This is a genomic window from Nocardioides segetis (assembly GCF_051390595.1).
Taxonomy (GTDB): Bacteria; Actinomycetota; Actinomycetes; order Propionibacteriales; family Nocardioidaceae; genus Nocardioides.
Genome location: NZ_JBNINR010000015.1, coordinates 56,278 through 79,656, shown reverse-complemented (window position 1 = coordinate 79,656; position 23,379 = coordinate 56,278). Strand labels below are relative to the sequence as shown.

Here is a 23,379-nt window from a genome sequence, read left to right as displayed (position 1 = left end):
GGGCCCGGTCCGGTTACGATCCCCCGTGACCTCCTCGCCGACGACGATCTCGACCGAGGGGCGCCCGGCGGTGTCCCACCACCGGCCCGCGCTGGCGATCCTGGCGCTCGCGGTCGGCGGGTTCACCATCGGCACCACCGAGTTCATGACGATGGGCGTCCTGCCCGAGATCGCCCGCGGCGTCGAGGTGTCGGTGCCGAGCGCCGGTCACGTCATCTCCGCCTACGCGATCGGCGTCGTGGTCGGCGTACCGATCCTGGCGTTCTTCGGAGCCGCGCTGCCGCGCCGGGGGATGCTGGTGGGCCTGATGGCGGCGTACGCCGCCTTCAACCTGCTCAGCGCCGCGGCGCCGAGCTACGAGGTGCTCACGGTGGCGCGCTTCCTCGACGGCCTGCCCCACGGCGCCTACTTCGGTGTCGCCAGCCTGGTCGCCGCGAGCCTGGTCGTGCCCGAGCGCCGGGGCCGGGCGGTCGCGAGCGTGATGCTCGGTCTGTCGGTCGCCAACGTCGTGGGCGTTCCGCTGGCCACCTTCCTCGGCCAGCAGGTCGGCTGGCGCTCGACGTACCTCCTCGGCGGTCTGCTGGCCCTCGCCACCGCGGCGATGGTGCTCGCGGCGGTGCCGTCGATCCCGGGCGACTCCGAGGCCAGCGGCCGCAAGGAGGCGCGCGAGTTCTTCGGCAGCCTCCAGGTCTGGCTGACCATGGCCGTCGGCGCGGTGGGCTTCGGCGGCATGTTCGCGGTCTACTCCTACATCGCCAAGACGGTCACCGTGGTCGGCGGGCTCGAACGCGGCACCGTCCCCTTCTTCGTCCTCGCCCTGGGCCTGGGGATGGTCGTCGGCACCTGGGCGGCCGGCGAGCTCGCCGCCTGGTCGGTCTATCGCAGCCTGCTGCTCGCGGGCGTCGGCGGCATCGCCCTGATGCTGGTCTACTACGCGGCCGCGCCCCACGGCTGGCTGCTGCTGCCCGTCGCCTTCCTCGTCACGGCCGCCGGATCGGTGCTCGTGGTCAACCTGCAGCTGCGGCTGATGGACGTCGCGGGCGACGCCGTCACGCTCGGCGCGGCGATGAACCACGCCGCCCTCAACATCGCCAACGCCCTCGGCGCCTGGCTGGGCGGCCTGGTCATCGCCGGCGGTCACGGCTACCGGGCCCCCGCGCTCGTCGGGGCCGGACTCGCCGCGGTCGGCACGGCGATCCTCGTGGTCTCCGCGCTCACCCACCGTCGCGCGACGGCGTGATCACCAGTCGCGCTCGAAGGTGATCCGCACCGTGTGGTCGGTCTCCAGCCACACGGTCAGCGACTCGACCTCGGCGGTGCCCACGGTCGCGCTCACGACCCGCTCGCACACGTACGCCGTGCCGTAGGCCTGGCGACGGCACGGCTCGTCCGCGGCGATCGCGCCGAAGGCCGGACCCGACGCCGGCGCGGTCCAGGCCGCGGACCCCAGCCAGGCCTCCAGGTCGGACGGCGTGAAGGAGTCGGGCACGCCGAAGGTCTGCACGTACTGCTCGTGGGTGGCGCCCGACGGTCCGTCACCGCTCGCCTCGATGCGCACCCAGTCGTCGGGGACGGGCATCAGCGCGGCGCGCTCGACGATGACCTCCGAGGCGCCCAGGTCCGGCTCGGCGTGCTGGCGGTAGGAGATCCGGACCTGGACCTGCGGGTGGCCGGAGTCGGCGCCGTCCAGGTGCGCGGACACGAAGAACTCCGGGTCGCGCCCGGCCGGGGGCGCGAGGTGGGCCGAGCACGACGTGGCGGACGGGCAGCGCTCGATCCGCAGGGCGCCGAAGGGCCTTCCGTCGGCGCGCTCCGCCCATGCCGGCGCGGAGAGCCAGTCACGCACCACGACCGGCGCCGGCACGTCGTAGGTCCGCACGAGATGGCCGTTGGGCACCTTGACGTCCTCGTCGACGCCCCGGTCGCTCCGGACGAGTCGCCAATCGGCCGGAACCGGCATCGCCGCCGCGCGCTCCGGGAGGCTGCGCATCTCCTCGGTCGGCACCAGGTTGAACCAGCGGACGTCGAGGACGGTGAGGAGCAGTGCGGCCAGGCAGCTGCCCGTCACGACGAGCTGGAGCCCGGTCCGGAGCAGGCCGAGGCGGAAGCCGGCCCCGGCGCCGAAGGTGTCGTACCGCTCGCCGTACCCACGGCTCAGGCGCAGGCCCGCGCCGGTGGGCATCGGCCAGGAGCCGAAGACGAGCACGAGCGTCCCGACCGTCGCGAGGCCGATGGCGCCGACGAGGCCGATCGCCAGCGGGCGGGCGTCGGCGAACACCGGCGCCAGGCCGAGCAGCCAGCCCGCCCAGCCGAGGAGGGCCGCGGGGAGATAGACGGCGAGGAGGATCAGCGCCGCGCGTCCCGGGCGTCCTGCGCTGAGCCGGGCCAGTGGTCGTCTCGCGCGGCCCCCAGGATGCTTCACGCGCGGGACCCTACCCAGCGGTCCGCGCCGAGAACCGGAGCCGATCCAGGTTTCGGCCGGCGGCGGCAGCCTGAGAGAATCGCTCCCATGTCCGCCACCACCGCGCACCCGCCCGTGCCGGAGACCGCCCAGCCGGCCGTGCCCGAGGGGACCGCCCGTCCGCGCGTCCTCTCCGGCATCCAGCCGACGTCGGACTCCTTCCACCTCGGCAACTACGTCGGCGCGGTGCGGCAGTGGGTGGACCTGCAGCACGACCACCAGCCCTTCTTCTTCATCGCCGACATGCACGCGCTCACCGTCGACTGGGACCCCAAGGTGCTGCGCGAGCGCACCCTGCGCAGCGCCGCGCAACTGCTGGCTGCGGGCGTCGACCCGGCGAAGTCGGCGGTCTTCGTGCAGAGCCATGTGCCCGCGCACGCCCAGCTGGCCTGGGTGCTCAACGGGCTGACCGGATTCGGCGAGGCCCGGCGGATGACGCAGTTCAAGGACAAGTCGGCCAAGGGCGGCGAGGGCGCGGCCAGCGTCGGCCTGTTCGCCTACCCGGTCCTCATGGCCGCCGACATCCTGGCCTACCGGCCCCACTACGTACCGGTCGGCGAGGACCAGCGCCAGCACCTCGAGCTGACCCGCGACCTCGCCCAGCGGTTCAACAGCCGGTTCAAGAAGACCTTCCGGCTGCCCGAGCCCTACATCCTCAAGGCGACCGCGAAGCTCTACGACCTGCAGGAGCCGACCCGGAAGATGTCCAAGTCCGGCTCGGCGCCGGGCGGCATCATCGAGATGCTCGACGATCCCAAGGTCACGGCGAAGAAGATCCGCTCCGCGGTCACCGACTCCGGCACCGAGATCCGCTTCGACCAGGACGCCAAGCCGGGGGTCAGCAACCTCCTGACGATCTACTCGGCGCTGACCGGGGAGAGCATCGCGGCCCTGGAGGAGCAGTACGCCGGGCGCATGTACGGCGACCTGAAGAAGGACCTCGCCGAGGTGGTGGTCGACTTCGTCACCCCGTTCCGCGACCGCACCCTCGAGCTGCTCGACGACCAGGACCACCTGATGCAGGTGCTGGCCCAGGGGGCCGAGACCGCCGGCGCCGTCGCGGAGAGCACGCTGCGCGACGTCTATCAACGAGTCGGGTTCGTGGCACCGGTGGAGCGTCGTACGGAGGCCGGCTGATGCCGGTGATCGGTGTCGCCATCGCCATCCCGGAGCCCTGGGCCGCCGAGCTGGTCGACTATCGCCACCGGATCGGCGACCCGACCGCTCAGGGGGTCCCGAGCCACATCACCCTCATCCCGCCCACCGAGGTGACCGGCGCGCTCGCCGAGATCGAGGCGCATCTGGCCGCCGCCGCGGCCGGGATCCCGCCCTTCCGGGTGCACCTGCGCGGAACGGGTACCTTCCGGCCCGTGTCGCCGGTCGTGTTCGTCAGCCTCGCGGAGGGGATCTCCCAGTGCGAGCAGCTCGCCGACGCCGTACGACGGGGGCCGCTCGCCGTCGAGCTCGACTTCCCCTACCACCCGCACGTCACCGTGGCGCACCACCTCGACGACCCGACCCTGGACCGTGCCTTCGAGGACCTGGCCGGCTTCGAGTGCGCCTTCGACGTCACCGACTTCCACCTCTACGTCCACCACGAGCAGGAGGGGTGGCGCTCGACCCGCATCTTCCCCCTGTCCTGAGGAAGGGAGGCGCCGATGACCCTGGTCGACCGCGCCAAGTCCACCGTCGCCCGGCTCCGTGAGCGTTCGCCCGTGGTGGACCACGCCGTGCGGACCCAGGAGCTGTACGGCGAGGTGCAGGGCAGCCAGCAGGCCGGAGGGGTGACCTACTTCGGGTTCTTGTCGGTGTTCCCCATCCTGGCCCTCGCGTTCTTCGTCGTCGGCTGGGTGGCCCAGGTCTTCCCCGACGCCCAGGACGCGCTCGTCGACGCGATCGACGCGGTGCTCCCGGGCCTCGTCGGCGACGGCACCGGCCAGGTCAGGCTCGACGACGTGCAGGACGCGGCCCGCACGGTCGGGATCATCGGCCTGGTCGGCGTGCTCTACACCGGGCTCGGCTGGCTGTCGTCGTTGCAGGCCGCGCTGGCCGTGCTGTTCGAGATGCCGCAGCGACTGCGGCCGAACTTCGTCGTCGGCAAGCTGCGCGACCTGCTGACCCTCGCCGTCCTGGGCGTCGTGCTGTTCTCGAGCGTGATCGCCTCCGCCGTGCTCACCCGGACCTCGCGGGCTGTGCTCGACCTGCTCGGCGTCGGTGCCCAGCTCGGGTGGCTGGTGGCGGTGATCGCGGTCGGGCTGGGCCTGGCCGCCTCGGCCCTGCTGTTCTTCTTGATGTTCCGGCTCCTCGCCCGCCCGCCGCTGCCCGACCGTGCGCTGTGGTCGGGCGCCTGGCTCGGCGCGGTCGGGTTCGAGGTGCTCAAGCAGCTCTCCGGCCTGTTGCTCTCCGGCACCCGCGGGCAGCCCGCCTTCCAGGCCTTCGGCATCGCGCTGATCCTGCTGGTCTGGATCAACTACTTCTCCCGCGTCATCCTGTACGCCGCCGCGTGGGCGCGCACCAGCCCGGCGGCCGAGCGCCCGCCGGTGCCGGTCCCGGCCGCCGCGGCCATCGCCGCGGCGGTGGCGCCCCACGACGACCCGACCGGTGCGGCGCCGACGCCCGCACCCCGGCTGCCCGGCCTGGTCTCCTTCGCCGCGGGCGGCCTGGTAGGGACCCTGCTCACACTGGCCGGCCGGCGCCGACGGCCACGGCGGGGTCGCGTGGGGCGGTCTGGGACACTGACGAGGTGAAGTTCGAGCGCAAGCACGCCCTCCTGCTCCTGGCCGTCGCCGCCTGGAACGTCTTCTCCTTCGGCAACTTCGCCAAGAACCTCTACCAGGCCTACGACGCCGGCGAGGACCGGGCCACCGGCTACTGGGTGGCCCACACCGTGCTCATCGTCGTGAACTTCGTGATCGCCGGCCTGCTCGGCTCCCTGGGCTGGAAGGCACTGCGGGCGTCCCGGGACGCCTGACCCACCGCCCACCCGACCTGGAGACCCTGATGACCACCGGACCCGTCGCCCGCGCCCAGGCGCGGGCCTGGCGCTTCCGGCACGTGCGGGGCGCGGCCGCCGGGACCGTGGCCGCCTTCGGCGCGCTCGTCGCCCACGTCGTGGCCGGCGGCTCGCTGGAGCTGGTCCCCGGCCTGGTGGTCACGGTCGTCGTGGTGCCGATGAGCATCGCGCTCACGCCCGGCAACGCGGTGGGCCTGCCCCGGATCGCCGCGACCGCCCTCGTCGCGCAGACCCTCGGACACCTCTGCCTCATGCTCGCGCCGGCCGGCGCCCCCGCCCACGCGCACGGCCACCCGGGCGGTGCCGTGGAGCAGGGCACGATGCTGCCCACCCCCGCGATGCTCGCGCTGCACGCGCTCGTCGCGGTCGCGACGATCGTGGTCGCCGCCGGTCTCGACCGGGCCGCGCTCGACATCCTCCGAGCCGCGGCCGGCTGGCTGCTGCCGCTGCTGCTGCCGGTGGCGCTGCCCGCGGTCGGGTACCGGGCCCGCGTCCCGCACCGGGTCCGGCGCCTGCGCGGCCGGTCCGCCACGCGCCCCGGCCGGCCGCGGGCCCCGCCGCGGGTCGCGCTCCTCCTCACCCCCTCCTGCGCCGTGCGCTGATCCGATCCGGTGGCGCGCGTGCGCTCCCTCGCGCGCCGCGGCGCGCCCACCGAACGGAAGACCCATGAAGAAGCACCTCGGCGCGGCGGTCCTGACCGCCGTGCTCCTGCCCGCCATGGCCGCCTGCGGCGGCTCCGACGACGCCCGGGACCCGGCGGCGACGACGCGGACCGCTGACGCCGCAGACGCCGCCGGCAACGCCGCGCTCTCCGTCACCGACCCCTGGGTGAAGGCCGCGACGGACGGCATGACCGCGGCCTTCGGGACGCTCGTCAACGACAGCACCGACGACGTGACCGTGGTCAGCGCCACCACGACGGCCGCCGCCTCCACCGAGCTCCACGAGACCGTCGAGAACGAGGACGGCTCGATGGCGATGCGGCCCAAGGAGGGCGGCTTCGTCATCCCGGCCGGCGGGAGCCTGACCCTGGAGCCGGGCGGCGACCACCTGATGCTGATGGGCCTGAGCGCCCCGGTCGAGCCCGGGACGACCGTGACGCTGACCCTGACGCTCGGCGACGGCTCGACCGTGCCGGTGGAGGCGACGGTCAAGGCCTTCGACGGCGCCGACGAGCAGTACCAGAACGGCGGCGAGCACTGATGTCCGGCGGTCCCCGGTGGGACCGCCGGCGCGTCCTCCGCACCGGCGCCGCCGCATTGGGCGGCGCCGGTGCCGGGTGGAGCGCGTCCGCGCTCGTGGCGAACGGCGCCGCCGCGGCGGCCCCCGCCGAGGGCGCCCCGCGGGTGGTCGGTCCGGCCGCGGGCGCGGAGACCGTCCCGGTCGTGGGCACCCACCAGCCCGGCATCGACACCGCGCCGCAGGCCCACCTGGCGCTCGTCGGCTGGCACCTGCACCCGGACGTCGACGCGACCGGGCTCGGCCGGATGATGCGCCTGCTCAGCGACGACGCCGCACGGCTCGCGACGGGCACCGCCGCCCTGGCCGACACCGAGCCCGAGCTGGCGGCGCACCCGGCGCGGCTGAGCGTCACCTTCGGCTTCGGCCCGCGGGTGCTGCGCGACCTGGTCCCCGCCGCCCGCCGGCCGGTGCTCGAGGAGCTGCCGACCTTCGGTCGCGACCGGCTCGACCCGCGGTGGGGCCAGACCGACGTGGTCGCCCAGGTCTGCTGCGACGACCCCACCACGCTGGCCCATGCCCGCCGGATGCTGGTCAAGGACGCCCGCACCTTCGCCGAGGTGCGGTGGATCCAGTCCGGCTTCCGCACCGCGCGCGGGACGGTGCCCGACGGCACCACCATGCGCAACCTCATGGGCCAGGTCGACGGCACGGTCAACCCGGCGCCGGCGGAGCCCGACTTCGACTCCCTGGTCTGGGCCGACGGCGATCCGGCGTTCGCGGGAGGCACCTTCCTCGTCGTACGGCGGATCCGGATGCAGCTGGAGAAGTGGGACCGGGTGGACCGCGTCGGCCGCGAGGTCGTCGTCGGTCGCCGGCTCGACACCGGCGCGCCGCTGACGGGGGAGCGGGAGTTCGACGAGCCCGACTTCGCCGCCACCGACCGGTTCGGCTTCCCGGTGATCGACCCGGCCAGCCACATCGCCCGGGCCCGCAGCGCCGACCCTCGTGAGCGCTTCCTGCGCCGCGCGTACAACTACACGGAGGCGGACCCGGCACGCAGCAGCGGGGAGGACAGCGGGCTGCTGTTCCTCGCCTTCGCCGCCGACCCGAGCCGCCAGTTCGTCCCGGTCCAGCGCCGGCTCGACGAGCTCGACCGGCTCAACGACTGGGTCGTCACGATCGGCTCGGCCGTCTACGCCGTCCCTCCCGCCGCGCCGCCGGGCGGCTACGTCGGCCAGCAGCTGCTCGAGGGCACCGGCACCACCCAGGAAGGGGACAGATGAGGAGCAGGCACGCGATCCTCGCGGCATCGATCTTCGGGGCATCGATGGCGGTGGCCGCCGTCCTGGCGGCCGGCTGGGGCCTGCCGGCGGCGGCGCACGCGTCGCTGGTCGGCAGCGACCCGCAGGCCGGACAGCGGTTCGACCGGATGCCCGACCGGGTGCGACTCGAGTTCAGCGAGCCGATCAGCGCGCCGGCGTACGTCGTCGTCACGGCGCCCGACGGCTCGCGGGCCGACCAGGGCGAGGCCCGGATCGACGGGAGCGTCGTGAGCGTGGACCTCGGCGGCACCGCCCCCGAGGGCACCTACGGCCTCGCCTTCCGCGTCGTCTCCGAGGACGGTCACCCGGTCACCGGCCGGATCGCCTTCGTCGTCGGCGACGGACCGCTCGACGAGACCGCGCCGACGCCGACGGGCTCGACGGCGCCCGCGCCGCCCGCCGACGGCGACGCGCCCGCCCGCGACGACGGGGCCGGGGGAGCCGGCGACGACGGCGGTCCCTCGCTGGGTCAGGTCCAGGCCGGCGTGGCCGTCGCCCTGTTCGCCGCGGCCGGTGGCCTGCTGCTGTGGAGCCGACGGAGGTCCCGGTGAGCGACACCGTCGAGCGAGCGCGCCGCGGGGCGGCCCCGGTCGCGGCCGCGGTGGTCCTGGCCGCCGCGGTCGCCTTCGTCCTCCTCGTGGCGGGGGGCGGCGCGCCCCAGGAGCCGATCCCCGGACTGCCCGACCCCGGACGGCTGACCGGGTGGGGACTGCCCGCGCTGCGGCTGACGGCCGACGTCCTCGCGGTCGCCGTGGTCGCCGGCCTCCTCGTCGCGCCGCTCACCATGCGCCGACCCGAGAGCGAGCTCGGCGGGACCGCGTTCCGGGCCCTGCGGCCGGTGCGCCGGCTCGCCGCGGCCTGGTGCGTGGTCGCGCTCGTCCAGGTGGTGCTGACCTACTCCGACCAGTTCGCGATCCCGGTCGGCGACATCCGGTGGCGGGAGCTGCGCGGCTTCGCCACGGGCGTCGACCAGCCGCGGGCCCTGGTGGCCCAGGCGGCGCTCCTGGCCGTGCTCGCGGTCGCGGCCCGATGGGTGCTCACCGCCCGCGGCGTGCTCGTGCTCCTCGGCCTCGCGCTCATCGCCGTCGTGCCGCCGATCCTCACCGGTCACGCGTCCTCGGCCGGCAACCACGACGCCGCGATCGTGGCGATGATCGTGCACGTCCTGGGCGCGGTCGTCTGGCTGGCCGGGCTGCTGGCGCTGTGGTGGCACGTCGCCCTCGCGAGCCAGGTGCGCGACCGCGCCCTGCGCCGCTTCTCGGCGCTCGCCGGCTGGTGCCTCGGACTGACCGCGGTCTCCGGCGTGGTGAGTGCCTGGGTGCGCATGGCTCGCCCCGCGGACCTGCTCTCGGCGTACGGCGCCGGGGTGCTGGCCAAGACCGCCGTCGTCGTCGTCGCCGGCCTGATCGGCCTGACCCTGCGTCGCCGCGTGGTCGCGAGTGCCGCCGAGGACTGGGTGGTGCTGCTGCGCCTCACCGGCGTGGAGCTGCTCGTGATGGCTGTCGCCGTCGGCGCGGGCGTCGGTCTCAGCCGGACGCCGCCGCCGGCGCCGGAGGACCTCTACACCTCGCTCGCCGAGGGGCTCCTCGGCGGACCGGTGCCGCCCGCCCCGACGCTCGGGCGACTGCTGTGGTCGTTCACCCCGTCCGGCCTGGGCCTTCTCGTCGTCGGGCTCGGGGCCGTCGCCTACGTCGTCGGGATCCGGACCCTGCGCCGTCGCGGCGACCGCTGGCCGCTCGGCCGCACGGTCGCGTGGTTCGCCGGTCTCGCGGTGGTCGGCTACGCCACCTTCGGGGGACTCGGCAGCTACGCCGGCGTGATGTTCAGCGCCCACATGGCCGCCCACATGGCGCTCTCCATGGTCGCGCCGATCCTGCTCGTCTCCGGGCGCCCGCTCCAGCTCGCGTTGCGCGCGCTGCCGGGCAGCGACGTCCCCGGCGGGGTCGGCCCGCGCCAGCTGCTCGCCGCCGCGCTCGACTCGCGGCTCGCCCGCCTGGTGCTCCACCCGGTGACCGCGGCGCTGCTGCTGGTCGGCAGCCTCTATGTCGTCTACTTCAGCAGCCTGTTCGACGTGCTGATGCGCAACCATCTGGGGCACCTCGCCATGGAGCTGCACTTCCTGTTGGCGGGACTGGTGTTCTTCGAGGTGCTCATCGGCGACCGGCCCGGCGCCGGGACGTCGTACGTCGGCCGGCTGATGCTGCTGCTCGTCACGATGCCCTTCCACGCGTTCTTCTCGATCAGCGTGATGGGCTCGGAGCGGATCATCGGCGGTGAGTACTTCCGGCTGCTCGACGTCCCCTACGTCACGAGCCTGGCCGACGACCAGCATCTCGCCGGTGCGATGAACTGGGCGCTGGGCGAGGTGCCGATGGTGATGGTGATCGTCGTCCTCCTCATCCAGTGGTGGCGTGACGACGAGCGCGAGGCCCGGCGGCGCGACCGGGCGGCCGACCGGGACGGCGACTCCGAGCTGACGGCCTACAACGACATGCTGCGGCGGGCCTCCGGCCGGTCATAGCCGACCCGTCGCATCTGTACGCAAAAAACACGCCGACCCGTCGCGTTCAAACGCGACGGGTCGGCGCCTGGTGGGCGTTCAGATGCGCCGGGTCAGTGGCCGTTCCGGAGCGCGGTGCGCAGGTCCTTGTTGAGCTGGGAGATCACGTCCAGCGGGATCTCCTTGGGGCAGGCCGCGGCGCACTCGCCGATGTTGGTGCACCCGCCGAAGCCCTCGTGGTCGTGCTGGCCCACCATGTCGACGACGCGGGTCCAGCGCTCGGGCTGGCCCTGCGGCAGCTCGCCGAGGTGGGTGATCTTCGCGCCGACGAAGAGCGATGCCGATCCGTTCGGGCACGCCGCGACGCACGCGCCGCACCCGATGCAGGTGGCCACGTTGAAGGCCCGCATCGCCTTGTCGCGCGGCGCGGGCACCGAGTTGGCCTCGGGGGCCGAGCCGGTGTTGGCGGAGATGAAGCCACCGGACTGGATGATCCGGTCGAACGCCGAGCGGTCGACGACGAGGTCCTTGATCACCGGGAACGGCTCGGCGCGCCAGGGCTCGATCGTGATCGTGTCGCCGTCCTTGAACGAGCGCATGTGGAGCTGGCAGGTCGTGGTGACCTCCGGACCGTGGGCCTCGCCGTTGATCATCAGCGAGCACATCCCGCAGATGCCCTCGCGACAGTCGGAGTCGAACGCGACGGGCTCCTCGCCCTTCTCGTTCAGCTGCTCGTTGAGGACGTCGAGCATCTCGAGGAAGCTCATGTCCTGCGAGATCCCCGACACCTGGTAGGTGTGGATGCCGCCCTTGTCGTTCGGCCCGCTCTGGCGCCAGATCTTCAGGGTCAGGTTCATGCTGTCCGCGCTCACTTGTAGCTCCGCTGCTTCATCTCGATGGCGGTGTAGATCAGGTCTTCCTTGTGCAGCACCGGCTGGCCGCCCTCGAGCGAGTCGCCGCCCCACTCCCACGCCGCCACGTAGGCGAACTCGTCGTCGTGGCGCAGCGCCTCGCCGTCCTCGGTCTGCGACTCCGCCCGGAAGTGGCCGCCGCAGGACTCGCGCCGGTTGAGGGCGTCGATGCACATGAGCTCGCCGAGCTCGATGAAGTCGGCCACGCGGCCGGCCTTCTCCAGGCTCTGGTTGAGGGTGTCGGCGGAGCCGAGGACCTTCAGGTTGCTCCAGAAGTCGGCCTTGAGCTCGCGGATGAGGTCGATGGCCTTGCGCAGGCCCTCCTCGGTCCGCTCCATGCCGCAGTACTCCCACATGATGTTGCCGAGCTCCTTGTGGTAGCTGTCGGCCGAGCGGGTGCCGTTGATGGAGAGGAACCTCGCGATCCGGTCCTCGACGTCCCGCTTCGCCTCGACGACCGCGGGGTGCGACTCGTCGATCTTCTCGAAGGGGCCGTCGGCGAGGTAGTCGCGGATGGTGTTGGGCAGGACGAAGTAGCCGTCGGCCAGGCCCTGCATCAGCGCCGAGGCGCCGAGGCGGTTGGCGCCGTGGTCGGAGAAGTTGGCCTCGCCCGACACGAACAGGCCGGGGATGTTCGACTGCAGGTGGTAGTCGACCCACAGCCCGCCCATGACGTAGTGCACGGCGGGGTAGATCCGCATCGGGACCTGGTAGGGGTTCTCGCCCGTGATCCGCTCGTACATGTCGAAGAGGTTGTCGTACTTCTCGCGGACCGCGTCCTCGCCGAGGCGCTTGATCGCGTCGCTGAAGTCGAGGTAGACGCCGCGGCGGAAGTCGCCGACCATCGGACCGACACCGCGACCCTCGTCGCACATGTACTTCGCGGCCCGGGAGGCGATGTCGCGGGGGACCAGGTTGCCGAAGGACGGGTAGATCCGCTCCAGGTAGTAGTCGCGGTCCTCCTCGGGGATGTCCCGCGGGTCCTTGTCGCAGTCCTCCTTCTTCTTCGGCACCCAGATCCGGCCGTCGTTGCGCAGCGACTCCGACATCAGGGTCAGCTTCGACTGGTGGTCGCCGGAGACCGGGATGCACGTCGGGTGGATCTGCGTGTAGCAGGGATTGGCCATGTAGGCGCCCTTGCGGTGCGCCCGCCACGCGGCGGTGACGTTGGAGCCCATCGCGTTGGTGGAGAGGAAGAAGACGTTGCCGTAGCCGCCGGTGGCGAGGACGACGACGTCGGCGAGGTGGGTCTCGATCTCGCCGGTGACCATGTCACGGGCGATGATGCCGCGGGCCTTCCCGTCGACGACGACCAGCTCGAGCATCTCGTGGCGGGTGAACTGCTCGACGGTGCCGGCGGCGACCTGGCGCTCCATCGCCTGGTAGGCGCCGATGAGCAGCTGCTGGCCCGTCTGGCCCCGCGCGTAGAACGTGCGGGACACCTGCACGCCGCCGAAGGAGCGGTTGTCGAGCAGGCCGCCGTACTCACGGGCGAAGGGGACGCCCTGGGCGACGCACTGGTCGATGATGTTGGCCGACACCTCGGCCAGGCGGTAGACGTTCGACTCGCGCGAGCGGTAGTCGCCGCCCTTGACAGTGTCGTAGAAGAGACGGAACGTCGAGTCGCCGTCCTCCTTGTAGTTCTTCGCCGCGTTGATGCCGCCCTGGGCGGCGATCGAGTGCGCCCGGCGCGGGGAGTCCTGGTAGCAGAAGGACTTCACGTTGTAGCCGGCCTCGCCGAGCGTCGCGGCGGCGGCACCGCCGGCCAGGCCGGTGCCGACGATGATCACGTCGAGCTTGCGGCGGTTGGCCGGGTTGACCAGGCGGTTCTCGAACTTGCGCGTGGTCCAGCGGTCCTTGATCGGTCCCGTCGGGGCGACCGGGTCGACCAGCTTGTCGCCGAGCGTGTAGTAGCCGTGCGCGTCGTCGGACTTCTGAACGGAGGGCTCGTTGAGCGGCGTGAGGCCGTCGTGGAGGGTGCTTCCAGCCATGGGGGAGCTCCTTACTTCTCGATGATGCCGACGAGGACGGACAGCGGGACCAGCGAGAAGCCGCCGGCGATCACGATCGCGACGATCCAGCCCGTCGCCCGGGCCCGGGCGCGGGAGACCGCGGTGTTGGTGAACCCGAGCGTCTGCAGCGAGCTGAACGTGCCGTGGTGCAGGTGGAGGCCGAGGGCCACCATGGCGAGCAGGTAGAGGATGGTCATCCACCACAGGTCGAAGGTGTCGATCATCAGGGCGTAGGGGTTCTCGCCGCCGGTGTCGCCGTTGCTGGGGTTGACCTTGACGATGGTGAAGTTGAGCAGGTGCCACACGATGAAGATCAGCAGTGTCACGCCGCCCCAGCGCATGGTGCGCGAGGAGAGCGAGGAGCCGTTGTTCTTCTTGGCGACGTACTGCACGGGGCGGGCGGCCGCGGCGCGCCGCCACAGGGCGACGGCGCAGGCGATGTGGACGACGACGGCGACGATCAGGCCGACCCGCATGATCCAGAGGAAGCCCTCGTGCGGGAGCATCGGCTCCCCGATCTCACGCAGGTGGTGGGCGTACTCGTTGAACGCCTCCTCGCCGGCGAAGGCCTTGAGGTTGCCGTACATGTGCGCCAGCACGAAGCCGATGAACAGCAGGCCGCTCACGGCCATGAGCATTTTCAGGGCGATGGTCGTGCGCGCTGCACGGCTGCCCTTCACCAGTTGGGGACGCGTCGTCGTTGCCACGGGGGGCCACGCTACTCCCGCTACGCACCGGTAGGTGACACGGATCATGTGAGATATGCACGTAAGGCAACCCTTACCGGATCCGGCGCGCTCCCGCGGCGGGTGGGATATTTGACGCGATCCGGGCGGCGCGGGACGCTGCGGGGGTGAGCAGGAAGCGGCGGGAAGCGGACCCCCAGGACGACCTCGACGTGACACCGCCGAAGACGTACGCCGCCGGCGTGCCCGCGGTCGCGCACGCCATGGAGTACGCGCTGGCCCAGGCCGGGCCGAAGCGGACCCTGCTCACCCTGCTCAGCCTGAACCAGACCGAGGGCATCGACTGCCCCGGCTGTGCCTGGCCGGATCCCGGCCACCGGCACAAGAACGAGTACTGCGAGAACGGCGCCAAGCACGTCAGCGACGAGGCGACGACCCGCCGGGTGACCCGGGAGTTCTTCGCCGAGCACTCGGTGGCCGAGCTCGGCGAGGCGTCCGACATGTGGCTCAACCACCAGGGCCGGCTGACCGAGCCGATGGTCAAGCGTCCCGGCGCGAGCCACTACGAGCCGATCGGCTGGGACGAGGCGCTCGGCATTGTCGCCGACGAGCTCAACGCCCTGGACTCGCCCGACGAGGCGATGTTCTACACCTCTGGTCGCCTCAACAACGAGGCCGCCTTCCTGCTGCAGCTCTTCGCCCGCGCCTACGGCACCAACAACCTGCCGGACTGCTCGAACATGTGCCACGAGTCGAGCGGCTCGGGGCTGGGGGAGACGCTCGGCATCGGCAAGGGCAGTGTCTCGCTCGACGACATCCACGAGTCCGACCTGGTGTTCGTCGTCGGGCAGAACCCGGGGACCAACCATCCTCGGATGCTCTCGGCGCTCGAGGAGACCAAGCGCAACGGCGGCCGGGTCATCGCGGTCAACCCGCTGCCCGAGGCCGGCCTGATCCGCTTCAAGAACCCGCAGAAGCCGCGCGGCGTCGTCGGTCGCGGCACCGAGATCGCCGATCTCTTCCTCAAGATCCGGCCCGGCGGCGACCTGGCGCTCTTCCAGATGCTCAACCGGCTCCTGCTCGAGGCCGAGGACGCCGCGCCGGGCACCGTGCTCGACCACGACTTCATCGCCACCCACACCACCGGGTACGACGCCTTCGCCGCCCACACCCGCACCGTCGGCTGGGAGCACGTCCTGGAGGCGACCGGCCTGACCCGGGAGGAGATCGAGGCGGTCCACCGCGAGGTCCTCGCCGCCCGCAAGGTCATCGTCTGCTGGGCGATGGGTCTGACCCAGCACCGGCACGGCGTGCCGACGATCCGCGAGATCGTCAGCTTCCTGCTGCTCCGCGGCAACCTGGGCCGCCCGGGCGCGGGCGTGTGCCCGGTCCGCGGGCACAGCAACGTGCAGGGCGACCGCACCATGGGGATCTGGGAGCGGGTGCCCGACAGCTTCCTCGACGCCCTCGCCGCGGAGTTCGACTTCGTCCCGCCGCGCGCGCACGGCTTCGACTCGGTCGCCGGCGTGCGGGCGATGCGCGACGGGCGGGCGAGGGTGTTCGTCGGCGTCGCCGGCAACTTCGTGCGCGCGATGTCCGACAGCGATGTCACCGAGGCCGCACTGCGCAGCTGCCGGCTGACGGTGCAGATCTCGACCAAGCTGAACCGGTCGCACGCGGTCTGCGGCGACACCGCGCTCATCCTGCCGACCCTGGGTCGCAGCGACCGTGACATCCAGGCCACCGGCGAGCAGTTCGTGACGGTCGAGGACTCGATGAGCGAGGTGCACCAGTCCCGCGGCCGGCTCGCCCCGGCCTCGCCGCACCTGCTGAGCGAGGTCGCGATCATCGCCCGCCTGGCCCGCCGCACGCTGGGGGAGGGCGGCGCCATCCCGTGGGAGGACTTCGAGGCCGACTACGCGCTGATCCGCGACCGGATCGCCCGCGTGGTGCCCGGGTTCGCCGACTTCAACGCGCGCGTCGCGGTCCCCGGCGGGTTCCGCCTGCCGAACCCGGTCAACGAGGGCCGCTTCCCGACGCCGAGCGGCAAGGCGGTCTTCACCTGCAACGCTCTCGACATGATCACGGCGCCGCCGGGCCACCTGGTGCTGCAGAGCCTGCGCTCCCACGACCAGTGGAACACCATCCCCTACGCGATGAACGACCGCTACCGCGGGATCCACGACGCGCGCCGCATCGTCATGGTCAACCCCGACGACCTCGCCGAGCTGGGGATCGCCGATCGCGACCTGGTCGACATCGTCAGCATCTGGACCGACGGCACCGAGCGGCGCGCGGAGGGCTTCCGCGCGGTGGCCTACCCGGCGGCCCGCGGCTCGGCCGCGGCGTACTACCCCGAGACCAATGTGCTGGTGCCGCTCGACAGCGTCGCCGAGATCAGCAACACGCCCACCTCGAAGGGCGTGATCGTGCGCCTGGAGCCGGTCGGTTCCTGACGGAGGCGCCCGGCCGGGCCCGAGCCGGCGCTCAGATGTCGTCGAAGGAGCCGCCCCGTCCCTTGCCCGACGCGAACCGGCCCGCGCCGGTGACGCCGTCGGCGGCCAGGGAGGCGAGCCCGATGGCCAGCTCGCGGCGCAGGGCGGACTCCTCGGTGTCGGCCCACTGCTGCCGTGCCGAGCGGCGGTCGCCACGCATGCAGGTCTGCGGCATGCGGGCGATCTCCTGGGCGAGCGCCACCGCGGCCGCCCGAGCGGTGCCGGCCGGGACGACCCGGTTGACCAGGCCCATCTCGAGCGCCTCCCGGGCGTCGACCGGCCGGCCGGTGAGGATCAGGTCCATGGCCCGGCTGTGACCGATCAGCCGGGGGAGGCGGATGGTGCCGCCGTCGATGAGCGGCACGCCCCAGCGCCGGCAGAACACGCCCAGCGTGGTGCCCTCGTCGGCGACGCGCAGGTCGCACCACGCCGCGAGCTCCAGCCCGCCGGCCACGGCATGGCCGTGGAGTGCGGCGACGACCGGCTTGTCGAGGTCCATCCGGGTGGGGCCCATCGGTCCGTCGCCCTCGGGGGAGACCCGGTTGGACCGCTCCGTGCCGACGCTCTTGAGGTCGGCGCCGGCGCAGAAGGACGGGCCGTCGCCCGCCAGCACGGCGACCTTGGCGTCGGACGCCTCGAACGCGCGGAAGGCCGCGGCCAGCTCCGCCGCCATCGGCCCGTCCACGGCGTTGTGGCGCTCCGGGCGGGCGAGCACGATCGTCGTGACGTCGCCGTCGGTCTCGATCCGGACGTCGCTCATCGGGCCTCCTCCCACAGCGGCTCACGCAGTGCCCGGCGCAGGATCTTGCCGACGGCGGACTTCGGGACGGCCTCGACGAAGCGGACGGACTTCGGTGCCTTGTGGGCGGCGATCTGGCCGCGTACGTGCTCGATCAGCTCGTCCTCGGTGGCCGCGGCGCCGGGGCGGAGCGCCACGAAGGCGGTGACCGCCTCGACCCACTTCTCGTCCGGTGCGCCGACGACGGCGCACTCCGCGACGGCCGCGTGCGAGGAGAGGGCGTCCTCCACCTCCCGCGGGTAGACGTTGTAGCCGCCGGTGATGATCATGTCGCTGGTGCGGTCGACGAGGTGGAGATAGCCGCGGTCGTCGAAGCGGGCGAGGTCGCGGGTGCGCAGCCACCCGTCGGCGGTCGTCGTCTGGGCGTTGAGCTCCGCCGCCTCGAAGTAGCCCTGCATCCGGAACGGCGCGCGGAGCGCGATCTCGCCGATCCCGCCCGGCGCCACGTCGTTCCCGTCCTCGTCGAGCAGGCGCAGGTCGACGTCCGAGGCCGGCATCCCGCAGGCGCCCCACAGCGCCTCGTCGGCATGGGCGTGCTCGTCGAGCACGGCGATGCACAGCGGCGCCTCGGTCTGTCCGTAGTACTGGGTCAGGATCGGCCCGAACGCCTCGATCGAGCGGCGCAGCACCGGGCGCGGCATCGGACTGGCGCCGTAGACGACCTTGCGCAGCGAGGACAGGTCGGCACCGTCGAGGGCACCCGAGTCGTGCAGCATCGCGAACATCGTCGGGACCAGGTTGATCTCGGTCGCGCGGTACGTCGCGATCGCCTCGACGAACGCCGCCGGCTCGAAGCCCGGGAGGATCGCGGAGGCCGCGCCGCGGATCCAGTAGGGCAGCACGAAGGTGCCGCTCGCGTGGATGAGCGACGCCGCGTGCAGCATCACGGAGTCGGGCTGCGGATCGATCAGGTTGGCGAGGATGTTGCTGCAGATCGCGCCGTAGCTGCCCTGGGTGTGCACGACGGCCTTCAGTCGGCCGGTGGTGCCGGAGGTGTAGAGCAGCAGGGTCGGGTCGTCGGCGTCGAGGGCGACACCCGGGTCGCCGACCGGCTCGGCGGTGGGGGCGAGGAGGTCGTCGAGGGCGATGGCGCGCAGGCCGGGGATCGTGGCCGCGAGCTCGTTCGCGCGCCCGGCGAGCGTGGCGTCGGCGACGATCACGCCGGTGCGCGAGCCGGTCAGCATGTCGGCGTGCTCGTCGAGGGAGAGGCGTGCGTTGAGCGGGACCCGGACGATGCCGGCCTTGATGGCGGCGAACTCCATCGGCACCGAGTCGAGGCCGTTGTTGACCAGCAGGCCCACGTGGGTGCCCTTGCCGACGCCGCGGGCGGCGAGGTGATGGGCGATCAGGTCGGCCCGCTGGTCGACCTCGGCGAAGGTCAGCGACGCCGCGCCGACGTGGACGGCGGTGCGGTCGGGGAAGGCGGCAGCGCCGCGACGGACCAGGCTGGCGGCCAAGGCCATGAGAGCTCCTCTGGGGTTCTAACCAAGAAACAGACCATATGGTCGGTTTCGTGCCTGCGAGGATTCTGCCCGTGGAACCGCTACGTCGTCAATCGCGAGCCGTGCGCACCCGGGAGCAGATCCTGGCCGCCGCGGTCGAAGTGATGGTCCGGCACGGCTACGCCGGGCTGACCATGCAGCGGGTCCAGACCCAGGCGGAGGTGACCCGCGGCGCGCTCACCCACCACTTCTCGTCGATGCGCGAGCTGGCCGTGGCGGCCGTCGACTACGTCGCCGCGGCGCAGGGCGCCGAGATCCAGGCGGCGGCGGGGGACGCCGGCGCCGACCGGCTGGTCGCGGTGCTGCACGAGGTGACCCGCCGGCCGACGTACGTCGCCGGGCTCGAGCTGTGGGTCGCCGCGCGGACCGATCCCGAGCTGCGGGCCGCGCTCCGGCCCGGCGCGCGGCTGCTCGGCCGCCAGCTGCGCGACCAGCTCGTCCCGCTCGTCGGCGAGCTCGACGACGAGCGGCTCGAGGTCTTCGTCGACGGCCTGCTGTCCCTGTTGCGCGGGCTGGCGATCGGCGGGGTGCTGCGCGACCGGCCCACGTTGGAGCAGGCCGTGCTCCGGGCCTGGGTCGAGGCCTTCGGTCAGGCGACCACCGGCGCCGGCGCCGGGTAGGCGCTCGCCACCAGCTCGTCCACCGCGTCGCACCAGGTACGCCGCAGGGCGCGCTCGCGTCCCGCCGCTCCGAGCAGCCGGCGCCGCGGGTCGGCCGCCACCGAGGCGACGGCCCGGGGGAGGTCCCGCGGGTCGGCGGGGTCGTACAGGACGCCGGTCTCGAGATGGCGCACGACGTCCCGGGCGCCGCCGGCGCGCGGCGCGACCACGGGTACGCCGGACGCGGCGGCCTCGCGCAGCGCATGGCAGTCGGTCTCGTGCTCGCCCGGGTGCACGACCAGGTCGAGGGTCGGCATCGCGACGGTGAGATCGCCGACGCCGAGCGGACCGGTGAACCGTGCCTGGGGCAGCCGCCGCGCCAGCCAGTCGCGCTCCGGGCCGCTGCCGATCACCACGATCCGGATGCCGGGCACATCGGCCAGCGCGGTCAGGCGGCGCACGCCGGCCGCCTTGTGCAGACTGCCGACGTAGCCGACCACCGTCCGGGGCGCTCCGGACTTCGCGCGCGACCAGGAGCGGTGCAGCCACGGGTCGCGCAGGGTCGGGGTGAACGCGAGCGGGTCGACACCGGGCTCCCACAGGGCCGCGTCGACGCCGAGCTCGGCGGCACGGCCGACCATCCACGGGGAGGTCACCAGGACCCGGTCGGCGCGCTCGGCCACCTTCGCCCGCCAGTAGTCGGCGGCCAGGTCGAGGACGGGCGACTGCTCGACGACGAGCGTCGGCACGCCGGCGCGCCCGGTGTGTTTGAGCGCCTTGCGACCCACCGCGCGGGGCGAGTGGACCTGGACGAGATCGGGCGCGAAGCCCTCGATCGCCTCCCGCACCTGCGCCCCGGTGGGCTCCAGCGGCCGGACTCGGACGACGTCGCAGCCGCGATAGCTGGCGAGGCCGGGGCCGGGCGCGATGATCCGCACGGTGTGACCGCGGTCGACCAGACGGTCGGCGGTCGCCTTGAGGGTCGTGGTGGTGCAGTCCAGCGCCGGGTAGAACGACTCGGTGGCCAGGACGATCCGCATGGCCCGAGCGTGGCGCGGCCGGGTTGCCAGGACCTTCTCCCGCCGTGTCCGCCACGTGGCCGTCAGGCGAATCCTGGGGCCCGGCACCGCCGCTCAGGTGACGTTCTTGTCCTCCTTGGTCTGGGCCTCCACGTCGGCGGCCAGACCCTCCAGCTCCTTGCGGATCGCCGCGTCGGTCCCCTTGAAGTCGTTGAGGATGAGGATGCATTTCTCGCCGATGTCGCGCATCTCGTCGCCGTTGTTCTTCAGCAGGGCCACCAGGATGCCGACCATGCCGCTGAAGGCCTCGAAGTGGCCGAAGGCGCCGCCCTGGGATCCGACGATGCCCCGGGACCACGCCGACTGCTCGGGCGCGCCCTCGAGCTTGGTCGCGACGTCGTGGCAGTGGTCGCCGATGAGCTCGTAGCGCCCGGAGACCCGCTTCAGGGCCGCGTCGGTGACCTGGATGTCGACCCGCTGGCCGTTGACGTTGGTGTAGATCCCGTGCTCGCCGGCGTTGAGGAACTCGGTGGGGTTGACCAGGTCGAACGAGGTCGTGATCACCCGGTTCCCGCCCTCCGGCTGGGTCGCGCTCGTGACCGCCTTGTCGGCACACGTCGCGAAGGCGGCCTCGGTCGCGTCGACGTCGTCGAGCAGGCCGGTGACCGCCTTCCAGAAGGAGGTGTCGAGCGCCTGGTACGACGACCCGTCGAGCGTGTACTGGTACGGGGTCGGCGGATCCGGGAGGAACCCCTTGACGATCCCGTGCAGGGTCGAGGCCTTCCCGATCACGGTGGCGACGCCCTTCGGGAGCGACAGCAGGCCGCTGGCGTCGGCGACCGACTGGACCACGTCGAAGATCTCGCCGGCACTGACCTCGTTGCCCTCGGAGTAGGCGTGGAAGTCCGCCGTCGCGGTGGAGATCAGCTTGGAGAGGTCGCGGTGGTAGCGGGCCCAGACCTGTGCTTCGCCCGCGACCAGGACGCCGCTGATCACGGCCAGGGCGTGCAGCCCGGTCATCACGTCGGAGATGCGGTTGGCGCCGTACAGTTCGCGTAGCCGGATCACCGCCATGCCGTCCAGGTCGCCGAGCTCCGCCTCGATCTCGGAGATGTACTCGGGCACCAGGACGTTGCCGATCTCGGTCGTGGTGGCGGCCTCCTCGCCGGTGGTGCGCACCTCGCCGGAGACCGAGAGCTCCTGCATCGCGTGCTGGACCACGGAGATCTGGTCGTCGAAGTCCTCGGCCTTGGGCGCCTGCCCGCCCTCGCCCTTGCTCAGCATCGGGGTGAGGTAGGTGTCGACCCCCTGCTTGATCTGCGCGTAGACGCCCGCGGCGTCGAAGTAGTCGAAGCCGAGGTCGGGATCGTCGCCGATGAGCCCGCCGTCCTTGGTCCAGTGCCCGCCCGGGTAGCTGACGTACAGCCGCTCGGACTGGTGCCGGATGGTGGGCCGCGGCGTGATGATCTCGAAACGGCCCTCCTTGCACGACCCGTCCACGACGTTGGGCACGCTGCGCCGCATGTAGGCGTCGATCATGGCCTCGGCCAGCTTGTCGAGGTCGCTCGAGGTCGTGTAGGTGACGGAGCCCTCGAAGTTGCCGAAGTCGACGTCCTCGCCTGTCATAGCTTCTCCTGGAGGTGACGGTGCCGAGTGGCAGGTGGCCGGGTGGCGGACGGTGGGATGGGGTCTGGTCAGCGTCGGAAGGTGAAGGTCGCGTCGACCCCGAACGGGACCGCGGCGGGACCGCCGGTCGCCTCCGGCTCGCGGACCGCGGTCATCGGGGCGGCGACGTGCAGGCGCGGGGCGGTCGACTCGGCGGGGGAGTCGAACACCCAGGTGCCCTGCCAGGTCGTCGCGGCGTCCTCGGGCGCCTTCGGCGTGCGGACGGCCTCGGCGCCCTCGAGCGAGACCGTCACCGGCCGCCGCTCGACCCGGTAGCCGGCCCCGGTGGGGATCCACTGCACCCGCTCCGGCGCCGTGACGACCACCTCGACGGTGCTCCACACCCGGCCCTCCTCGGCCCAGCCGAGGTCGGGGAGGTACGGCGTGCGGGTCAGCGGGTCGATCCGGCAGTAGATCGAGCCGGCGCCGGCGTCGATGGAGCGGGCCTCGTCGGTCGTCCGGGCGTCGCACCGCTCGTCGGGGCCGTACGCCACCGGGCCGTCGGGATACAGCGGCGCCGCGCGACCCGCCTCGACCTCCCCGGTCGCCATGGCGACCGTCTGGGACTGGTCCTCGTAGGTCACCTCGACGCCCAGGTCGTCGCCGCCCCCGGCGACGACCGCGATGAGGGACCGCTCGGGGAACACGCCGGAGTCGAGCGTCTCGTGCAGGTCGACGTCCTGCTCGCCGAGCTCGGTGCGCTCGCCGCCCGCGGTGAGGGCGAGGGTGAACGTCGCGGGGTAGCCGAGCAGGTCCTCGTAGGCGAGGGAGGGGCGGAAGGTCCAGGAGATCGGCACGATGACCGCGTCGTCCCCGGCGCGGACGGAGCCGTCGCCCTGCTTGCCGACCCGTCGTGCCGCGATCTCGTCGAGCGGGCCGCCCGAGGCGAGCTGCACGGTCCCGATCGGGAGCCGGACCTCCGCCTCGTGGCTCATCGCCGAGCCGGACGTGCCGTCCGCGACGAAGCCGGGCTCGAGAGTGTCGCCACCGAGCCGGGCCACGGCGACGGCGACGCCGGCGGCGATCGCCAGCACGGCGACGACCGCGACCGCCCACGCGGCCTTCCTGCTCCCGAGCATCGAGCGACCTTCCTGATCCATGCGACCCCCATGCGGACCTGTCAGCGTTTGTTGCCTGGCGGTGGACCCGCCAAACCTGTCACCCTGCGCCGAGTTCGGTTACCTAGGGGTAGCCGGAGATATCTCACACCCCG

At 72.7% G+C, this 23,379-nt stretch carries 21 protein-coding genes; 12 read left to right on the top strand and 9 right to left on the bottom strand.

What is annotated here, in order from left to right; all coding sequences use genetic code 11:
* The first annotated feature begins 25 nt into the window (after positions 1 to 25).
* Entirely contained in the window at positions 26 to 1,240 is a 1,215-nt protein-coding gene (locus tag ACPZVR_RS20745) for an MFS transporter (protein WP_436701583.1), read from the top strand.
* Here the strand turns inward: ACPZVR_RS20745 and ACPZVR_RS20740 are convergent, their stop codons facing one another.
* Positions 1,241 to 2,422 (bottom strand): hypothetical protein, encoded by a 1,182-nt coding sequence (locus ACPZVR_RS20740; RefSeq protein ID WP_436701582.1) that lies wholly within the window; start codon positions 2,420 to 2,422, stop codon positions 1,241 to 1,243.
* An 87-nt stretch (positions 2,423 to 2,509) separates the two neighbouring features.
* On the opposite strand from ACPZVR_RS20740, the gene trpS reads away from it, so the two are divergent.
* The 9 genes from trpS to ACPZVR_RS20695 all read left to right on the top strand — a co-directional run bounded on the left by trpS (position 2,510) and on the right by ACPZVR_RS20695 (position 10,499).
* Positions 2,510 to 3,598, top strand: a complete 1,089-nt coding sequence (gene trpS / locus ACPZVR_RS20735; protein WP_436701581.1) for a tryptophan--tRNA ligase — start codon at positions 2,510 to 2,512, stop codon at positions 3,596 to 3,598.
* Positions 3,598 to 4,104: a 2'-5' RNA ligase family protein gene (locus ACPZVR_RS20730; protein ID WP_436701580.1), complete on the top strand. Its 507-nt coding sequence runs from the start codon at positions 3,598 to 3,600 to the stop codon at positions 4,102 to 4,104. Before trpS ends, ACPZVR_RS20730 begins: the two co-directional genes overlap by 1 nt.
* 15 nt (positions 4,105 to 4,119) lie before the next feature.
* Positions 4,120 to 5,208 (top strand): YihY/virulence factor BrkB family protein, encoded by a 1,089-nt coding sequence (locus tag ACPZVR_RS20725; protein ID WP_436701579.1) that lies wholly within the window; start codon positions 4,120 to 4,122, stop codon positions 5,206 to 5,208.
* Complete coding sequence (locus ACPZVR_RS20720; protein ID WP_436701578.1) at positions 5,205 to 5,432, top strand: SCO4848 family membrane protein; 228 nt, start codon at positions 5,205 to 5,207, stop codon at positions 5,430 to 5,432. The genes ACPZVR_RS20725 and ACPZVR_RS20720 overlap by 4 nt, the downstream gene beginning before the upstream one ends.
* Positions 5,433 to 5,461: 29 nt before the next feature.
* Complete coding sequence (locus tag ACPZVR_RS20715) at positions 5,462 to 6,076, top strand: hypothetical protein (RefSeq protein WP_436701577.1); 615 nt, start codon at positions 5,462 to 5,464, stop codon at positions 6,074 to 6,076.
* 64 nt (positions 6,077 to 6,140) lie between these two features.
* On the top strand, positions 6,141 to 6,677 hold the full coding sequence (locus ACPZVR_RS20710) for a copper chaperone PCu(A)C (RefSeq protein ID WP_436701576.1): 537 nt from the start codon (positions 6,141 to 6,143) through the stop codon (positions 6,675 to 6,677).
* On the top strand, positions 6,677 to 7,939 hold the full coding sequence (locus tag ACPZVR_RS20705; protein WP_436701575.1) for a Dyp-type peroxidase: 1,263 nt from the start codon (positions 6,677 to 6,679) through the stop codon (positions 7,937 to 7,939). Before ACPZVR_RS20710 ends, ACPZVR_RS20705 begins: the two co-directional genes overlap by 1 nt.
* A complete protein-coding gene (locus tag ACPZVR_RS20700) occupies positions 7,936 to 8,529 on the top strand; it encodes a copper resistance CopC family protein (RefSeq protein ID WP_436701574.1) in 594 nt (197 codons plus the stop codon). Before ACPZVR_RS20705 ends, ACPZVR_RS20700 begins: the two co-directional genes overlap by 4 nt.
* Complete coding sequence (locus ACPZVR_RS20695; protein WP_436701573.1) at positions 8,526 to 10,499, top strand: bifunctional copper resistance protein CopD/cytochrome c oxidase assembly protein; 1,974 nt, start codon at positions 8,526 to 8,528, stop codon at positions 10,497 to 10,499. Before ACPZVR_RS20700 ends, ACPZVR_RS20695 begins: the two co-directional genes overlap by 4 nt.
* Before the next feature lie 92 nt (positions 10,500 to 10,591).
* Here the strand turns inward: ACPZVR_RS20695 and ACPZVR_RS20690 are convergent, their stop codons facing one another.
* From ACPZVR_RS20690 to ACPZVR_RS20680, 3 genes are read right to left on the bottom strand one after another with little or no spacing between them, the layout of a single operon-like run.
* Positions 10,592 to 11,335 (bottom strand): succinate dehydrogenase/fumarate reductase iron-sulfur subunit, encoded by a 744-nt coding sequence (locus ACPZVR_RS20690; RefSeq protein WP_436701618.1) that lies wholly within the window; start codon positions 11,333 to 11,335, stop codon positions 10,592 to 10,594.
* Positions 11,336 to 11,346: 11 nt separating this feature from the next.
* A complete protein-coding gene (locus tag ACPZVR_RS20685; RefSeq protein WP_436701572.1) occupies positions 11,347 to 13,380 on the bottom strand; it encodes a fumarate reductase/succinate dehydrogenase flavoprotein subunit in 2,034 nt (677 codons plus the stop codon).
* Between the two features lie 11 nt (positions 13,381 to 13,391).
* Entirely contained in the window at positions 13,392 to 14,033 is a 642-nt protein-coding gene (locus ACPZVR_RS20680; protein ID WP_436701617.1) for a succinate dehydrogenase cytochrome b subunit, read from the bottom strand.
* Between the two features lie 221 nt (positions 14,034 to 14,254).
* Between ACPZVR_RS20680 and ACPZVR_RS20675 the strand changes: the two genes are divergently transcribed.
* Complete coding sequence (locus ACPZVR_RS20675) at positions 14,255 to 16,543, top strand: FdhF/YdeP family oxidoreductase (RefSeq protein ID WP_436701571.1); 2,289 nt, start codon at positions 14,255 to 14,257, stop codon at positions 16,541 to 16,543.
* Between the two features lie 31 nt (positions 16,544 to 16,574).
* Here the strand turns inward: ACPZVR_RS20675 and ACPZVR_RS20670 are convergent, their stop codons facing one another.
* Both ACPZVR_RS20670 and ACPZVR_RS20665 read right to left on the bottom strand, forming a co-directional pair.
* Positions 16,575 to 17,342: a crotonase/enoyl-CoA hydratase family protein gene (locus ACPZVR_RS20670; protein WP_436701570.1), complete on the bottom strand. Its 768-nt coding sequence runs from the start codon at positions 17,340 to 17,342 to the stop codon at positions 16,575 to 16,577.
* Entirely contained in the window at positions 17,339 to 18,844 is a 1,506-nt protein-coding gene (locus tag ACPZVR_RS20665; RefSeq protein ID WP_436701569.1) for a class I adenylate-forming enzyme family protein, read from the bottom strand. The genes ACPZVR_RS20670 and ACPZVR_RS20665 overlap by 4 nt, the downstream gene beginning before the upstream one ends.
* 101 nt (positions 18,845 to 18,945) lie before the next feature.
* Here ACPZVR_RS20665 and ACPZVR_RS20660 point away from each other — a divergent pair, with 101 nt between their 5' ends.
* Entirely contained in the window at positions 18,946 to 19,503 is a 558-nt protein-coding gene (locus ACPZVR_RS20660) for a TetR/AcrR family transcriptional regulator (protein ID WP_436701568.1), read from the top strand.
* Here the strand turns inward: ACPZVR_RS20660 and ACPZVR_RS20655 are convergent.
* From ACPZVR_RS20655 to ACPZVR_RS20645, 3 genes are all read right to left on the bottom strand, one after another.
* A complete protein-coding gene (locus ACPZVR_RS20655) occupies positions 19,473 to 20,522 on the bottom strand; it encodes a glycosyltransferase (protein ID WP_436701567.1) in 1,050 nt (349 codons plus the stop codon). The two genes, ACPZVR_RS20660 and ACPZVR_RS20655, sit on opposite strands and share 31 nt — an antisense overlap.
* A gap of 93 nt (positions 20,523 to 20,615) precedes the next feature.
* A complete protein-coding gene (locus ACPZVR_RS20650) occupies positions 20,616 to 22,127 on the bottom strand; it encodes a hypothetical protein (protein ID WP_436701566.1) in 1,512 nt (503 codons plus the stop codon).
* Between the two features lie 68 nt (positions 22,128 to 22,195).
* Positions 22,196 to 23,266: a hypothetical protein gene (locus tag ACPZVR_RS20645; protein WP_436701565.1), complete on the bottom strand. Its 1,071-nt coding sequence runs from the start codon at positions 23,264 to 23,266 to the stop codon at positions 22,196 to 22,198.
* Positions 23,267 to 23,379: the final 113 nt, after the last annotated feature.

Coding starts and splice junctions, on each gene's coding strand:
- ACPZVR_RS20670 (WP_436701570.1), bottom strand. CDS start 17,342: ATGAGCGACGTCCGGATCGAGACCGACGGCGACGTCACGACGATCGTG.
- ACPZVR_RS20680 (WP_436701617.1), bottom strand. CDS start 14,033: ATGGCCGTGAGCGGCCTGCTGTTCATCGGCTTCGTGCTGGCGCACATG.
- ACPZVR_RS20650 (WP_436701566.1), bottom strand. CDS start 22,127: ATGACAGGCGAGGACGTCGACTTCGGCAACTTCGAGGGCTCCGTCACC.
- ACPZVR_RS20665 (WP_436701569.1), bottom strand. CDS start 18,844: ATGGCCTTGGCCGCCAGCCTGGTCCGTCGCGGCGCTGCCGCCTTCCCC.
- trpS (WP_436701581.1), top strand. CDS start 2,510: ATGTCCGCCACCACCGCGCACCCGCCCGTGCCGGAGACCGCCCAGCCG.
- ACPZVR_RS20685 (WP_436701572.1), bottom strand. CDS start 13,380: ATGGCTGGAAGCACCCTCCACGACGGCCTCACGCCGCTCAACGAGCCC.
- ACPZVR_RS20705 (WP_436701575.1), top strand. CDS start 6,677: ATGTCCGGCGGTCCCCGGTGGGACCGCCGGCGCGTCCTCCGCACCGGC.
- ACPZVR_RS20730 (WP_436701580.1), top strand. CDS start 3,598: ATGCCGGTGATCGGTGTCGCCATCGCCATCCCGGAGCCCTGGGCCGCC.
- ACPZVR_RS20710 (WP_436701576.1), top strand. CDS start 6,141: ATGAAGAAGCACCTCGGCGCGGCGGTCCTGACCGCCGTGCTCCTGCCC.
- ACPZVR_RS20700 (WP_436701574.1), top strand. CDS start 7,936: ATGAGGAGCAGGCACGCGATCCTCGCGGCATCGATCTTCGGGGCATCG.
- ACPZVR_RS20725 (WP_436701579.1), top strand. CDS start 4,120: ATGACCCTGGTCGACCGCGCCAAGTCCACCGTCGCCCGGCTCCGTGAG.
- ACPZVR_RS20655 (WP_436701567.1), bottom strand. CDS start 20,522: ATGCGGATCGTCCTGGCCACCGAGTCGTTCTACCCGGCGCTGGACTGC.
- ACPZVR_RS20715 (WP_436701577.1), top strand. CDS start 5,462: ATGACCACCGGACCCGTCGCCCGCGCCCAGGCGCGGGCCTGGCGCTTC.
- ACPZVR_RS20690 (WP_436701618.1), bottom strand. CDS start 11,335: ATGAACCTGACCCTGAAGATCTGGCGCCAGAGCGGGCCGAACGACAAG.
- ACPZVR_RS20645 (WP_436701565.1), bottom strand. CDS start 23,266: ATGGATCAGGAAGGTCGCTCGATGCTCGGGAGCAGGAAGGCCGCGTGG.